The organism is uncultured Plantibacter sp., assembly GCF_963518075.1.
GTDB lineage: Bacteria > Actinomycetota > Actinomycetes > Actinomycetales > Microbacteriaceae > Plantibacter > Plantibacter flavus_A.
Genome location: NZ_CAUQHZ010000002.1, coordinates 203,699 through 218,735, shown reverse-complemented (window position 1 = coordinate 218,735; position 15,037 = coordinate 203,699). Strand labels below are relative to the sequence as shown.

General features: G+C 68.3%; 12 protein-coding genes. 10 read left to right on the top strand and 2 right to left on the bottom strand.

The annotated features are described in order from the left end of the window. The first annotated feature begins 180 nt into the window (after nucleotides 1–180). From RWN05_RS04735 to RWN05_RS04725, 3 genes are all read left to right on the top strand, one after another. Nucleotides 181–1,206 (top strand): substrate-binding domain-containing protein, encoded by a 1,026-nt coding sequence (locus RWN05_RS04735; protein ID WP_314138743.1) that lies wholly within the window; start codon nucleotides 181–183, stop codon nucleotides 1,204–1,206. A gap of 97 nt (nucleotides 1,207–1,303) precedes the next feature. Continuing rightward, nucleotides 1,304–2,395 (top strand): ABC transporter permease, encoded by a 1,092-nt coding sequence (locus RWN05_RS04730; protein ID WP_079002386.1) that lies wholly within the window; start codon nucleotides 1,304–1,306, stop codon nucleotides 2,393–2,395. Next, a complete protein-coding gene (locus RWN05_RS04725; RefSeq protein WP_079002385.1) occupies nucleotides 2,392–3,186 on the top strand; it encodes an ATP-binding cassette domain-containing protein in 795 nt (264 codons plus the stop codon). Before RWN05_RS04730 ends, RWN05_RS04725 begins: the two co-directional genes overlap by 4 nt. Before the next feature lie 70 nt (nucleotides 3,187–3,256). Here RWN05_RS04725 and RWN05_RS04720 read toward each other — a convergent pair whose 3' ends face one another. Then, a complete protein-coding gene (locus tag RWN05_RS04720) occupies nucleotides 3,257–3,844 on the bottom strand; it encodes a TetR/AcrR family transcriptional regulator (protein ID WP_079002384.1) in 588 nt (195 codons plus the stop codon). Between the two features lie 105 nt (nucleotides 3,845–3,949). On the opposite strand from RWN05_RS04720, the gene RWN05_RS04715 reads away from it, so the two are divergent. The 5 genes from RWN05_RS04715 to RWN05_RS04695 all read left to right on the top strand — a co-directional run bounded on the left by RWN05_RS04715 (nucleotide 3,950) and on the right by RWN05_RS04695 (nucleotide 11,577). Further along, the gene (locus RWN05_RS04715; RefSeq protein WP_079002383.1) at nucleotides 3,950–6,112 is read left to right on the top strand and encodes a hypothetical protein; all 2,163 of its coding nucleotides are present in this window, start codon (nucleotides 3,950–3,952) and stop codon (nucleotides 6,110–6,112) included. A 193-nt stretch (nucleotides 6,113–6,305) separates the two neighbouring features. Continuing rightward, nucleotides 6,306–7,619 (top strand): extracellular solute-binding protein, encoded by a 1,314-nt coding sequence (locus RWN05_RS04710; RefSeq protein ID WP_314138739.1) that lies wholly within the window; start codon nucleotides 6,306–6,308, stop codon nucleotides 7,617–7,619. Then, complete coding sequence (locus RWN05_RS04705) at nucleotides 7,616–8,554, top strand: sugar ABC transporter permease (protein ID WP_314138737.1); 939 nt, start codon at nucleotides 7,616–7,618, stop codon at nucleotides 8,552–8,554. Before RWN05_RS04710 ends, RWN05_RS04705 begins: the two co-directional genes overlap by 4 nt. Next, entirely contained in the window at nucleotides 8,551–9,474 is a 924-nt protein-coding gene (locus RWN05_RS04700) for a carbohydrate ABC transporter permease (protein ID WP_153303425.1), read from the top strand. The genes RWN05_RS04705 and RWN05_RS04700 overlap by 4 nt, the downstream gene beginning before the upstream one ends. A gap of 60 nt (nucleotides 9,475–9,534) precedes the next feature. Then, nucleotides 9,535–11,577 carry a beta-galactosidase gene (locus RWN05_RS04695; protein WP_079002379.1) on the top strand — a complete coding sequence of 681 codons (2,043 nt, stop codon included), beginning with the start codon at nucleotides 9,535–9,537 and terminating at the stop codon, nucleotides 11,575–11,577. Between the two features lie 48 nt (nucleotides 11,578–11,625). Here RWN05_RS04695 and RWN05_RS04690 read toward each other — a convergent pair whose 3' ends face one another. After that, nucleotides 11,626–12,084 carry a MarR family winged helix-turn-helix transcriptional regulator gene (locus RWN05_RS04690; RefSeq protein ID WP_079002378.1) on the bottom strand — a complete coding sequence of 153 codons (459 nt, stop codon included), beginning with the start codon at nucleotides 12,082–12,084 and terminating at the stop codon, nucleotides 11,626–11,628. A 69-nt stretch (nucleotides 12,085–12,153) separates the two neighbouring features. Here RWN05_RS04690 and RWN05_RS04685 point away from each other — a divergent pair, with 69 nt between their 5' ends. Further along, complete coding sequence (locus tag RWN05_RS04685; RefSeq protein ID WP_079002377.1) at nucleotides 12,154–13,977, top strand: NAD(P)/FAD-dependent oxidoreductase; 1,824 nt, start codon at nucleotides 12,154–12,156, stop codon at nucleotides 13,975–13,977. Further along, nucleotides 13,974–15,020 carry an SMP-30/gluconolactonase/LRE family protein gene (locus RWN05_RS04680; RefSeq protein ID WP_079002376.1) on the top strand — a complete coding sequence of 349 codons (1,047 nt, stop codon included), beginning with the start codon at nucleotides 13,974–13,976 and terminating at the stop codon, nucleotides 15,018–15,020. The genes RWN05_RS04685 and RWN05_RS04680 overlap by 4 nt, the downstream gene beginning before the upstream one ends. Nucleotides 15,021–15,037: the final 17 nt, after the last annotated feature.

Here is a 15,037-nt window from a genome sequence, read left to right as displayed (position 1 = left end):
GTCTCCTGATCGGTTTAAGTTTGTTAGGACATAAGAACGTTACCCCCTTCCGCCCCGATTGTCACCAGCAAGTAAATATGTCCTGACTTACTATTGCCCTCTTGTCTGTTCTTCACTACCTTGAGCCCTGCAATGATGCACGGGCCGCCCGAGGCCCACCCCTCGAAAGGACACAACGAAGTGAACACCTCAGCACGACGCTCGCTCCTCGGCACGATCGCCCTCGTCGGCGTCGCCGCACTCGCCCTCACCGGCTGCACCGCCACCGCGGGTGCGAGCAGCACCTCGAACGCCGGTCTCGCGTCCGGCTTCGGATCGCGCGCGGACAACCGCGACGCCTACTTCTTCACCTACTACAACCCGGCGAGCGACCCGTTCTGGGCGCAGATCCTGAAGGGTGGCGAGGACGCGGCCGCGCTCGGCCACCTGAATCTGACGCACCAGACGGCCGAGGGTGATCCGGACAAGATGGTCGACCTCGTCGGCACCGCGATCGCGACGAAGCCGTCGCTGATCTTCATGCCGTTCAACGAGGGTGAGAAGTGGTCGAAGGTCGCCTGCGACGCCCATGACGCCGGCATCACGGTCATCGCCTACAACGTCCCCGCTCCGGACAGCGCCAAGGACTGCGTCTCGGGCTTCGTCGGCCAGGACTTCACCGAGGTCGGCAAGCTCGTCGGTGAGCGCCTGTTGAAGGAGGTCGACCTCAAGGAGGGCGACAAGGTCATGTTCCCGGCCGAGGAGCCCGAGCAGGACTACGCGATCAAGCGCGGCGGCGGCGTTCAGGACGCCCTGGATTCGGTCGGTACGAAGGGCGAGTACCTCCGTACCTCCGGTGCTGACGAGGAGGCACTCAACTCCATGACCTCGTGGCTGACGGCGAACCCCGACGTCAAGGCGATCGTCCCGCTCGGCGGCACGCCGCACCGGAACGTCGTCGCCGCCATGGAGGCTGCGGGCATCTCCGTCCCGGTCGTCGGTTTCGACACGTCCCCGCAGGTGATCCAGGGCATCAAGGACGGCAAGATCCTCGCGACCGCCGATCAGCAGGGCTACGTGCAGGGGTACCAGGCGGTCATGCAGGGCATTCTGTCGATCGACTTCGGCCTCTCCCCCGCCAACATCAACTCCGGCGGCCTCGGACTGATCGACAAGTCCAACGTCTCCTTCCTCGAGGAGAAGGATCTGCAGGGCGTCCGCTACTGACACTCGTCCGTCGTGTGCCGGGGATCGCTCCACGACCCTCGGCGCACGGCACCCCTCCCCGAACCGACCGCGATCCGTCGCGCACCGAAGGACCCCCATGTCTCAACCACCCACGCGCGAACCCGCGCCCATCCTGACCGCCCCGCTCTCCACCGAGAGCATCTCGCAGCCTCGCAGACTGTCGGACAACCAGCCGCAGGGCTTCGCCGACCGCCTCCGTGACACGATTACCTACACCCGCGGACGCGGCGCGCTGGAGATCGGCATCATCTTCGCGATCGTGCTCCTCGGCTTCGTCATCGCCGGCATCGTCGCCCCCGACGCGTTCCCGTTCCTCTCACCGAGCAACCTCTCCGGAGTGATCTCCCAGTCCATACCAGTGCTCGCGATCCTCGGTATCGGCGCCGGGATCCTCATGATCGCGGGCGAGTTCGACCTGTCCCTCGGCGCGAACATCGGCTTCTCCGCGATCATCTTCATCCGCGTCTCAGAGGCGGTGGGCTGGGGATGGGGTGCCCTTGCCGCGATCGCCTGCGGCACAGGCATCGCGCTCATCAACGGCCTCATCGTGGTCGTCACCAAGATCCCGTCCTTCATCGCAACGCTCGGCATGGGCTTCTTCTGGACCGGGGCGAGCCTGTTCGTGAACGGGACGTCACCCGCGATCCTGTCCAGCGCGAAGGACGACACTCTGGTGACGCTCTTCGCCGGCGACTTCGGGCTCTTCCGCTCACAGTTGGTCTGGCTGCTCGTCATCGGCGTGATCGCCTGGCTCTTCCTGCACCGGCACAAGCGCGGCAACCACGTCTACGCCGTCGGCGGCAACGCTGCAGCAGCGAAGGCGATCTCGATCAACCCTTCGGCGGTCCGACTCATGGCCTTCGGCATCTTCGGCGGACTCGTCGGCTTCGCCGCGATCCTGATCGCCGTCCGCACGTCGTCGATGCAGCCGGGTAGCACGGACGACTACACGCTCATGGCCATCGCGGCCGCCGTCGTCGGCGGGACCTCCCTGCTCGGTGGCCGAGGAAGCATCGTCGGCATGATCATCGGCGCCGCGCTGATCCGGATCATCGAGAACGGCCTCATCCTGGCCAAGGCCCCCGGTTTCTACATCCAACTCTTCGTCGGGCTCATCATCGTCATCGCCGCCATCTTCAACAAGCTCATGGAAGGAAAGGCATCGTGACCCTCGACGCCACCATCGACACCGCGACGCCGCTCCTACGGATCGAGGGAGTCACGAAGCGCTATGGGGCGAACACCGTCCTCAACGACGTCTCCTTCGACATCGGCCACAGCGAGGTGGTCGGCCTGCTCGGCGACAACGGAGCGGGCAAGTCCACCCTCGTCAAGATCCTGTCCGGTGTCGTCCAGATGACATCGGGTTCGTACACCTGGGAGGGACAGCATCACGGCACGGTCAACCGAGCGCTCACCGAGCAGCTCGGTGTCGAGACGATCTTCCAGGACTCGGCTCTCGTCCCGCAGATGTCGATCACCCGCAACCTGTTCATGGGTCGCGAGATCACCAACCGCCTCGGACTCATGAAGATGAAGCAGATGGACGCGATCACCTCCGAGATCCTGGACACCGTCGTGACGATCGAGGGCATCAAGTCCTCGAAGCAGCTCGTCGCCTCGCTGTCAGGCGGCCAGGCACAAGCGGTAGCCATTGCCCGAGCGGTGCACTTCAAGCGAAGCCTCCTCATCCTCGACGAACCCACCTCGGCCCTCGCGGTGCGCGCGACCGAGGCACTGCTGAACTATCTTCGGCAGTTGAAGTCGGAGGGCGTCAGCTCGGTGCTCGTCACCCACAACCTGCACCACGCCTACCAGGTGTGCGACCGGCATATCGTGATGAACCACGGACGGAAGATCCTCGACGTCCGCCGTGAGGACACGAGCGTGGAGGAACTCACCGCCGCGGTCGTGGAGGGCGCCGTCGGAGTCGAACGGTTCCGCGCCGGTCGCTTCTGACCCGCCCCGCCCGACCGCTGCGGTCGCCCTGCCGTGACGGCGGGGTGGCCGCAGCGGTCGTCCGCCCTGGTCACGCCAACGCGTCGGGTCCGAGCAGGGCACGGATGTGCGATTCGATGAGCGCTCGGATGTCGAACGGCGGGCCCTGCATCCACCGTAGCTGGAGCCCCTCCCACGCGGCGAGCAGGAGCTGCGCCGCCTGATCCGCATCGACCTCCCTCGGCACCTGTCCCGCCTCCTGCAGGCGCTCGATGTCCGTGGCGACCACCCGCACGGACCGCTCCCAACGTCGCTGGAAGTACCCGTTCGCCGGATGCTCGGGATCCGCCGCCGCTCCGGCGAGCTCGTTGTAGAGTCGCCCGAAGTTCGTCCGCTGCACGCCCAGCGCGGCACGGTCACCCATGTCGGCGATCGCTCCGGCCTCGGCCCCTCGCTCGCGGATGTTCTCGTCGTCGTGCTGTTGGAGGGCCGCGATGAGCAGGCTCTCCTTGGTCGGGTAGTGGTAGTAGACCGTCGGCTCACTGGCTCCGGCGAGCGCTGCGATCTCCGAGACGGCGACCGCCCGGTGCCCTCGCTCCTGCACGAGCTGCAGTGCGGCCTCGCTGAGTGCCCTCCGTCGCTGATCGGACTTCGCGTACGGCCCGCGCTTCTCTCGCATCCAGACTCCTCGTCGACTCTTGAACGTCTGCCGGTGCAATGATATGTTCAACGCACCAAAGTGATAGACGACTCAGAATTAGCTTAGAGGATTGGTGGTGACGGCATGGCGATCGATCGACGGAGACTCGTGCGCCGGCACAACCCCGTGATCACCTCCGCCCACCCCACCGAGGTGTTCACGGTGGGCAACGGCGACGCCGCCCTCACGGTCGACCTCTCCGGGCTGCAGTCCTTCCCCGAGGTCCACCGGCTCCGGCCCGACCCGCTCCGCGTGCCCCGCGACGGCCTCGACGCCCTCCCCGAGCAACGACCTCGCGCGTTCGACCGCGACGACTTCCAGATCCCGCTCCAGACCCAGTCCGGTTGGGGCTGGTACGAGACGCGCCCCACCCGGCCGCTCGAACTCGCCGAGGCCGAGACCACCCATGCCACCGAGCGAGGCCCGGTCCCCTACCTGGACCGCATGGGACTGCAGCGCCCGCGAGACCCGATCGCGCCTGAGTTCACCGCCGGAGCCTGGTTCCACTACAACCCGCGCCGCGCCCACCTCGGTCGGCTCGCGCTCGTCCGCCTCGACCACCCCGGGCCACTCGACCCCTCGATCATCGACGACGCCCTGACCACCCTCGACCTCTGGTCGGGTCGGGTCGACGCGGATTACTCGGTGCTCGGGCACCGCGTCCAGGTGACCACCGTCGGCGACCCCGACGCCGATCGGTTCGCGGTTCAGTTGCGCTCGTCCCTCCTGGCCGAGGGCTGGGGCGTCGCGTGGGTGTTCGACCCGCAGCCCGATGATCTGGCCCCGTTCGAACATCCACTGGAGGAGACCACGAGCTGGGAGGCTCGGTCGCCGCAGGACTGGATCGCACGACGGACGGTCGAGGCCACCGCGTATGCCGTCCACGTGACCACGACCGGCGAGCTGCGCGAGCACGGCCCCGACGGCGTCGTGGCCGCGACGGACCGCCCCGAGCTGGACGTCGTGGTGGCGCTCCGACCCGGTCCCGCAGCGTTCGATCGCACGGAGCGCTCCACGTTCACCGACGTATGCTCCACCGCCGCCGAATGGTGGTGCCGATACTGGGAGGACGGCTCCGCGGTCGACCTCGGCGACAGCACCGACGAGCGGGCGACCGAACTGGAACGTCGGCTCGTCCTCTCCCAGTACCTCCTCGCCGTCAACTGCGCCGGCCGCACACCTCCAGCGGAGACGGGCCTGACGTACAACAGCTGGTCCGGCAAGTTCCACCTCGAGATGCACTGGTGGCACGCCGCGCACTTCGCCCTGTGGAACCGTGGCGCACTGCTCGAACGCAGCCTCGACTTCTACCACCGGTCGCTCGATGCGGCTCGCGAGACGGCTCGCCACCAGGGGTATCGCGGGGCGAGATGGCCGAAGCAGACCGATCCGTCCGCCCGAGAGTCCCCGAGTAACATCGGGGTGTTCCTCGTCTGGCAGCAGCCGCACGTGATCCACCTGCTCGAACTCCTCCACGCGAGCGGCCGGGACGAGGAGTTCCTCCGCCGGCACTATCCGCTCGTCGAGGCGACGGCGACCTTCATGGCCGACGTCGTCGCCGAACGGAACGACTCCTTCACGCTCCCCCCGCCCCTGATCCCCGCCCAGGAGAGCTATCTCGCCGAGCGGGAGACGACGGCCGACCCGACCTTCGAGCTCGCCTACTGGTCCTGGGCCCTCGCTGTCGCCAACATCTGGCGGGAGCGGCTCGGGCTTGCTGAGGACCCCCGGTGGCGTCGGGTCTCCGAGGGGATGCGATCGCCGACCGTGCTCGACGACGGGACCTACGCCGCCGTCGCGACACCGCCGTTCCTGGTGCGGAAGGACCACCCGTCGATGTTGATGGCGTACGGCTGGCTGCCTCCTACCGAGCTCATCGATCCGTCGATCATGTCCGCGACACTCGACAGCGTGTGGGAACACTGGGACCTGCAGTCGAGCTGGGGGTGGGACTACCCCGTGATGGCGATGACCGCAGCGCGGTTGGGCGACCTGTCACGTGCGATCGACGGGCTGCTCATGCCGTCGCCGAAGAACGTCTACCTGAACAACGGCCACAACCCGCAGATGCCGGGCTTCCTCTCGCTCTACCTGCCGGCGAACGGCGGACTCCTGGCCGCGACGGCCCACCTCGTCGCGGCCCACCGCGACGGCGCGGCACTCCCCCCGGGCTGGTCGATCGTCGCCGAGGGGTTCGAGTCGGTGCACGCCGGCATTCCCGATCGCGGCCTCGCAGCCTCTCCCTGACGCCGACCAGACCGACTCAACAACCCACACACCGACACGAGACGAGGCATAGCTTGGCAACCGGTTGACATCTACCATCCGCGGTGACGCACCGCACACCGTCACCAGCACCACCCGAACGACGGCGACCGAACGGATCGCCGGACTCCGATCGCCCGACCGGAGTCATCCCTGGCTTTCAAAGGTGAGGACCATGCACAGTTTCCAGAACACCCCATCCCCGACCGGTGGAGCGCGCAGGCGCGCCACGGTCGTCGCCGGCGGCTCGATCGCAGCCGTCGCCGCCCTCCTCCTCAGCGGCTGCTCCGCCGCCGAGCCCGCAGCCGACGGCAAGGTCGAACTGACCTTCATGAACCAGTCGCGCGGCCAGGAGGCCGCCCTGACCCAGCTCGCGGAGCAGTACACGACGGAGACGGGCGTGAAGATCACGATCGACTCACCCGGACCGGCCGACTATCTCCCCAAACTGCAGGCGAAGGCGCAGTCGAAGTCCATGCCCGACATCTACTCGTCGTTCAACGCCACCGACATGGCGCCCTTCTACAAGGCCGGGTGGGCGATGGACCTGACCAAGGAACTCGACGGCGACTGGGCGGACGACTTCAGCCCCGCCGTCATCGAGATGTCGACCTTCGACGAGGGGAACAACCTGGGTGTGCCCGCCGGGATCTACACGGTGCACTGGGAGACACAGACCTACGGATTCCTCGTCAACCCGGCACTCACTGGCATCAGCCAGGACACCGCACCCACCACCGGCGCCGAGTTCGTCGACGCCCTCGCGGCCTCGACCTCTGGCGAGAAGTTCAGCGTCGCGGCGTCACTCACCCCGCAGCTCATCCAGGGGCTGGCCTCGAACTGGCTGAGCGACGAGGAGATCGAGGCCACCTTCAACGGCGAGGCGAGCTGGGAGGACGACGGCTGGCGCAACGCCTTCCAGTTCTTGGTCGACCTCAAGGACGCTGGCGTCATCGCGAACAACGCGCTGCCGGGCGGCCAGGATGACAACCCGAACGTCGAGACGTCGTTCTTCACCCAGGCGACCGGCTCCATCTTCGACGCCTCCCCCGGCGTCTCCGTCGGGCTGCGGACCAACCCCGAGTTCGAGGACTACTTCTCCCTCCCCCTGCCGAAGCTCGACGGTGCGACCCTCGACCCACGCTCCCCCGGCATCCCCGGGAAGGGCGCTGTCATCAACCCGAAGGGCGCACACCCCGAGGAGGCACTCGACTTCGTGAAGTGGCTAACCGAGCCGGAGCAGCAGAGCGTCTTCGCCGAGGTCGGACGCATCCTGCCGACGAACCCCGAGTTGCTGGCCGCAGGTGACGTGCCGCAGCAGTTGGCCGGGTACGCCGCCGGTGTCGAGGATGTCCAGGTCATGTCTGCGACGTTCACGACCGACGTCAAGACGGCCATCGTCGCAGAGGCGCAACGACTCGTCCTGGGCGAGGCGACGGTCGACGAGGTGCTGGCGAACATCCAGGCCGCACAGGACCGCACGCCATGACCTCGCAGCCGATCCTGGCCCCCGCCGCCGTGCGCGTGACCCGCGCGCGCGGCGGGGGCCGCCCCCTGCGCCGGAACCTCACCGGCTGGTTGTTCCTCGCTCCGGCGATCGCCCTGATCGGCGTCTTCACGATCACGCCGTTCGCCCAGGCGATCCTGCTCAGCTTCCAGTCGTGGGACGGTGTGAGCCCGGACACCCCTTGGGTCGGCCTCGCCAACTACGAGTTCATCGCCGGCGACGTCGTCTTCTGGGCCTCGATGCGCAACGTCCTCTTCTTCGGCATCGTGGGGTTCTTCCTCGGCAACGGCATCGCGCTCGGCATGGCGCTCGCCGTGAACCGCATCACCCGGGGCAAGACCTTCTTCCGAACGGTGTTCTACTTGCCTGGCGTGTTGTCGGTCGTCGTCGTCGGACTGCTGTTCTCGTTCATCCTCGCCCCGGGAAATGGGGTCCTGAACCGGGTGCTCGAGAGCGTCGGCCTCGGAGCCCTCGCCCAGAACTGGTTGGGTGACCCCGCCGTCGCGCTCCCCGCCGTCGCAGCGGTGTTCATCTGGTTCCACTGGGGGTTCGGGTTCCTCCTGTTCCTCGCCGGCCTGCAGGACGTGCCGAAGGAGCTCTATGAAGCAGCGGAGCTCGACGGCGCGGGCCCGTGGACCACGTTCCGATCGATCACCTGGCCGCACCTGGCCCCGGTGACGTCGATCGTGAGTCTCCTGACCCTCCTCGCGGCCCTCCAGATCTTCGGCACCGTGCAGGTGTTGACGAACGGTGGGCCCGGCTACCACACCATGGTGCCGACGCTCGCCATCTACAACGAGGCGTTCGTGAACTGGCGGTACGGCAGCGCGGCCGCGATGTCGGTCGTCTTCGGCGGCGCCCTGGTGCTGCTCTCCGTCTTCCAACTCGCCATCACCGGATGGAGGTCACGCAAGTGACGATCACCACCGACACCGACCAGCAGAGCACCCGGTCACTCACGACGGCTCGACGCCCGGGCGACCGCGGTCCGCTCCCGAAACCTCCCCACCGGCGGAAGAAGATCCGCCCGGACCAGATCGGCCTCTACGGCCTCCTGGTCGTCGCGGCCCTGACGGCGCTCCTCCCCCTGCTGTGGATGCTGTCCGGGTCGCTGCAGAGCCTCACGGAGTTGCTCTCCAACGACAGCCTCCTCCCGGCGTCCCCGCAGTGGACGAACTACGTGACCGCGTGGGTGCAGGGCGACCTGGGCACGTACCTGCGGAACAGCGTCGTCTACACCGGCTGCGCGGTCGTCGGCATCCTCGTCGTCTCGAGCCTCGCCGGATACGCGCTCGCCCGCCTCGACTTCGCCGGGAAGGGCGCCTTCACCGTCGTCATCCTGGCGGTCATGATCATCCCGGCACCCGCGATGTTCCTCGCGCAGTACAAACTCCTCATCTCGCTCGGGCTGACCAACAACCCCGTCGGCTACATCCTCATCCTGATCACCTCCGGCATCCCCATGTCGACGCTCATCATGCGGAGCTTCTTCGTGAGCCAGCCTCGCGACCTGGAGGAGGCGGCCGCGCTCGACGGCGCGGGGCCGGTTCGCACCTTCTTCAGTGTCATCCTGCCGCTCGCCCGTCCGGGCCTCGCCGCGGTCGCGGTCATCCAGGGCCTCGGGGCGTGGAACGAGTACCTGATGGCGCTCGTGATCTTCGACGACAACGCCCTCATGCCGATCCAACGGGGCCTCACCGCGTTCACCTCGGCGGACACCCCGCAGCAGCAGATCCTGTTGGCGGCGACGACGATCTCGATCGTCCCCGTGGTCGTGTTCTATCTGCTCGCGCAGCGGCACATCGTCAAGGGTATCGGCGCCGGCGCGATCAAGTAACCCAGTACCGGAACGGGGCGGTCGTCGATCGACCGCCCCACGGAACGAGGATCACGACCCATGCGTTCAGCATTCGCAGCAACCCCCTGGTTCGGTGGGGACTACAACCCGGAGCAGTGGCCACGCGACGTGTGGGACGAGGACGTCTCGCTCATGCAGCGGGCCGGCGTCACCCTCGCGACTGTGGGGGCCTTCTCCTGGGGTTTGCTCGAACCCGAGGAAGGCGTCTACGACTTCGCCTGGCTCGACACCGTGCTGGACTCACTCCACGCTGGCGGCATCCGAGTGGATCTGGCGACCGCCACCGCATCGCCGCCGATGTGGTTGGCTCACCGGTATCCGGAGTCGCTCCCGGTGACTGCGGACGGCGTTCGCCTGCGTGCCGGGTCCCGGCAGGCGTACTGCCCCAGTTCGCTGGCCTACCGCCAAGCGGCGGTCCGACTGGTCACCGCACTCGCCGAGCGGTACGGCGACCACCCTGCCCTCGCGCTCTGGCACGTCAACAACGAATACGGATGCCATGTGTCGCGGTGCTATTGCGATGCGTCGGGGAGCGCGTTCCGCCGCTGGCTGATCAGGAGGTACGGCACGGTCGACGCCCTCAACGAGGCGTGGGGCACGACCTTCTGGTCGCAGCACTACACCTCCTTCGATCAGGTCGAGCCCCCGCGCACGACACCCGCGTACGGCAACCCGTCCCAACTCCTCGACTTCGACCGCTTCAGCTCGGACGAGTTGCTCGACTGTTTCCTGGCCGAGAAGGACGTCCTCCGGCGGGTGACCCCGGAGATCCCGGTCACGACCAACTTCATGGGCCTGTTCCGCGGCCTGGACTACTGGCGTTGGGCGCCGCACGTCGACGTCGTCGCGGACGACCTCTACCCGGACCCGGCCGACCCCGATGCAGCTCGATCCGCGGCTCTGGCACGTGACCTGATGCGCTCGCTCGGGCACGGTCGCCCCTGGCTCCTCATGGAACAGGCGGCGGGCGCGGCGAACATGCGACCGAGCAACGCGCCGAAGGCTCCCGGTCAGATGCGTGCGCTCTCCTACCAGGCGGTCGCCCGCGGAGCCGACGGCATCCTGTTCTTCCAGTGGCGACAGTCCGCCGCCGGCGCCGAGCAGTTCCACTCCGCGATGCTTCCGCATGCGGGGACCGACACCAGGATCTGGCGCGAAGTCGAGGCACTCGGCTCGGAACTCGGCTCGCTGGACGCAGTGATGGGCGCGCCCGTCCGGGCGCGTGCCGCGATCATCCTGGATTGGGAGAGTTGGTGGGCGATCGAACATCGAGGGCTCCCGATGCGGTCGAGCTACCCGTCGCTCATCGCACCGTGGCACGCGGCCCTGTCCGAGGAGGGGGTCGTCGTCGACTTCGTGCGCGGTGACGAGGACCTCACTGGGTATGCGTTGATCGTCGCGCCTGCGATGTTCGTCGCCGACGACGCGCGGCTCGCCGCGCTCGACGCCGCCGTCCGCGGAGGCGCTGTCCTCCTCGTCACGCCGCAGTCTGCGATCGTGGACACCACGCACCGAGCACGGCTCGGCGGCTACCTGGGATCGCTGCAGCAGACCCTCGGTATCTGGATCGAGGAGTTCGTCCCCCTCGCAGGCGCCTGGGATCGCCCTGGAGCCATCCCTGTGCGTCCGGAGTCGACCATCGCTCCGTCGGTCAGGGTGGAGGGTGCGGTCTTTGCCGACGGCACCGCGACCGGTGTGGAGTGGAGCGAGTCCGTTCGTCTCCACGACGCCGACGTGCGCGCGGTCTTCGCCGACGGACCGGTCAGCGGGCAGCCCGCACTCACCCGACGTGTCAGCGGCGACGGCACCGCGTGGTACCTGGCGACGCGCCTGGGTCTCGACGACACCCGGGCGCTCATCCGCACCCTCGTGACGGAGGCGGGCATCGCCCCGCTCCGGGTCCACGACGAGGCGACGTCATCCTGGATCGAGGCTGTCCGTCGCGGGGACCTGACCTTCGTGATCAACCACGGTGCCACCCCGGTCACCCTGACCCTGTCAGGTACCGACCTGTTGAGCGGCGCCTCGGCGGCCGGCCTCCGTCTGGGTTCCCAGGGTGTCGCGGTCGTGAGGGGCGCCTGAGGGGGCAGCCCCTCGGCTTGACGTGGAAGCCGGTGCGGCACCGGCCGGTCAGCCGCGCCGGGCGCGGAGCAGCTCGTCGACGGCCCGGAGACCCTGCTCGAGCGCCCGGAGGTCCTCCGTGGCGAGATCTCGGAGGACCTCCGAGCCGAGTTCCGGACGTGACGCCATCATGCGCAGCACCACCGCGCGCCCGAGTTCGGTCGCGCGGATTCGTCTGACGCGCTGGTCGTCGGCGTCGAACGCGCGGGTGACGAGCCCCTGCTCGACGAGGCGATCGACGTGCTTCGACGTCGTCGCCATCGAGACGCCGAAGGTCTCAGCGAGTCCCCCGCCGGTCGCGCCGTCCTCGCTCGTGACCACGAGGGAGAGCACCTTGAGCTGCGCGATGGTGAGGTCGGTCTTGAGGAGCGGCTCGAGACTCATGGGGATCGACCGGATGGAGATGGTGAGCGCCAGCGCCTCGACGCTGCGGACAACCGCGTCCCGACCCCGTTCCGCTGTGCTCATGAGACCACGGTAGTGGTGACTCAGCAGATCCTCAGGACTATTTACTTAGCCAAAAGCTAAGCTTTACCCATGACCAAGACAGCCCCCCGCCCCGAGATCGACGACATCGACCTCGACGCCCTCCGCGCGACGTACGCCCACGAACGCGACCGACGGCTCCGCCCCGACGGCCAAGCCCAGTACCGCCGTGCCGCCGGTGCGTTCGGATATTACGCGAAGGACCCCTACACGGCCTGGCAGGAGCGCGAGCCTCGCACGGACCACGTCGAGGTGCTCATCATCGGCGCCGGATTCGGCGGCCTGCTCACGGCGGCCCGACTCCGCGATGCCGGTGTGGAGTCGATCCGACTCATGGACGAGGCCGGCGGCGTGGGCGGCACCTGGTATTGGAACCGCTACCCCGGCATCCACTGCGACGTCGAGGCCTCCGTGTACCTGCCACTACTCGAGGAGCTCGGGACCGTGCCGTCGTGGCGGTACGCACCGGGCGAGGAGATCAGGCAGCATGCTGTCGCGATCGCCGAGCACTACGGACTGCTGCACGACGCCCTGTTCCAGACGCGCGCCACCGGACTCACCTGGGACGACGACGGACACTGGACCGTCGAGACGGACCGCGGTGACCGCATGACCGCCCGGTTCGTCATCACCTCCTCCGGCACACTGACGCAGCCGAAGCTCCCCGGCATCCCCGGCATCGAGACGTTCCGCGGCCACACCTTCCACACGAGCCGATGGGACTACGACTACACGGGCGGGAGCGCGGACGGCGGACTCACCGGCCTCGCGGACAAGCGGGTCGCGGTCGTCGGCACCGGGGCGACGGGCATCCAGGTGATCCCCCACCTCGGCCGCGACGCCCAGGAGCTCGTCGTGTTTCAGCGCACGCCGTCGACCGTCGACGTCCGCGACAACCGGCCGACGGACCCGGACTGGGCGGCATCGCTCCGTCCCGGTTGGCAGCGCGAACGGATGGACAACTTCATCGCCGTCCTCTCCGGCGAACCGGTCGAGGAGTCGCTCATCGACGACGGATGGACCGCGACGGCGGCACTGCAACGGAAGGTGCTGTCGGGGCGGGTCGACACCACGATCCCCGACGACGAGCGGGAGCTGCTCGAGGAGCTCCAGGACGCCGCCACGATGAACCGCATCCGAGCGCGGGTGGACGCGGTCGTCGAGGACCCGGCCACGGCCGCCGTCCTGAAGCCGTGGTACCGCTACATGTGCAAGCGTCCGGCCTTCAGCGACCACTACCTGCAGACGTTCAACCGCCCGAACGTGACCCTCGTCGACACCGCCGACCACGGCGGGATCACCCGCATGACCGAGCACTCGGTGGTGGTCGGCGACACCGAGTACGAGGTCGACTGCGTCATCTTCGCCACCGGGTTCGAAGCCGGGGTGTCCGGCGTCGTCTCAGGCACCCTGCCCGTCTTCGGACGCGACGGTCGGAACCTCCTCGAGGCCTGGGGCCGCGGACCGCGGACACTGCACGGGTTCATGACCCACGGTTTCCCGAACCTGTTCCAGCTGGGCCCGATCCAGAACGCGACCTCGGTGAACTTCGCGCACATCCTGCGCGACCAGGCCGAGCACATCGCTGCGGTCGTCGAGCAGGCACGCGCGGCGGACGTCGTCCGTGTCGAGCCGACGGCGGAAGCGGAGGAGGCCTGGGTGCGGACCATCGCCCGGACCGCCCGAGACGTGACCGCCTACCAGGCCGCCTGCACGCCGGGGTACTACAACGGGGAGGGGACGCGGTCGATGACCGGCGCCTCGTACTCGGGCAGCCCGCTCCAGTTCCGACGGTTGCTGGCCGAGTGGCGGGCGAACAGGCTGCACGAGGTGCTCGTGACCGCCGAGACCGCGACCGCAGGCGCGAGCCGATGAGCGCCGACACCGCCGTGTGGCGACGTCGCGACGTCCGGGTGTTCGGCGGCCTCGTCCTGGCGACGACGCTGGCCGGATGCACCACCGCCACCACCGCGCCCGCCGCCTCGTCGACGACGGGACCTGCAGGAGCGACCACCATCACCGCCACCGAACTCCTCCAGGTCACCTCACCGCACGAACTCACGGGGATGACACTCCTCGAAGGCCCGACGTTCGGACCCGACGGCGACCTCTACGTGGTGGACGTCACGGCACCTCCCGGCGGACCGAAGGTGCTCCGGATCGACACCGAGTCCCTCGACGTCACGCCCGTCCACACCGATTCGACGAGCGCCTACACCTCCGCGCAGTTCAGCCCCGTGGACGACCGGCTGTACCTCACGGACTTCATCGGTGGCCGGATCGACAGCGTCACGGCGGACGGAGGCGACCTCCGGCAGTTCTTCGCGGGCGACGTCGACGGGGCGCCGATCCACCCGGACGACGTCTCCTTCGACGAGGCGGGGCACCTCTACGTCACGGACTCCGCCGGATACGACCGGCCGTACTGGGAGGCGTCGGGCCGGCTCATCCGTCTCGACGGTTCGACCGCGGAGCCGAGCGTCCTCGCCGACGGGCTCGCCGCCCCCAACGGCGTCGCCTTCACGCCGGGCTTCGACGGCCTCTGGGTGACGCACAACACGGGGAACCAGGTCGACTTCGTCCGGCTGGACGAGACCCGATCGCGGGTGGCGGTGGCGTTCCCGGCGCTCTACATCGACGGCGGGACGACGCAGGTCGACTCGGCCGCGGTGGACGCCGACGGCAACCTCTACCTCGGTCTCCACGGGCGGGCCGCGGTGCTCGTCTACAGCGACACCGGCGAGCACCTCGCCACCGTGGAGATGCCGCACGACGAGGACGGGGTCGGATCGGCCACGAACCTCGCCATCGAACCGGGGACCACCGACGCGTACGTGACGGTCAGCGGCGAAGCCGGCGGGTACGTCTACCGCTTCACCGCGCTCGGCGAGGGCATCCGCCAGTCGAACGGCGGCTGACGGACGCCACTCGACCC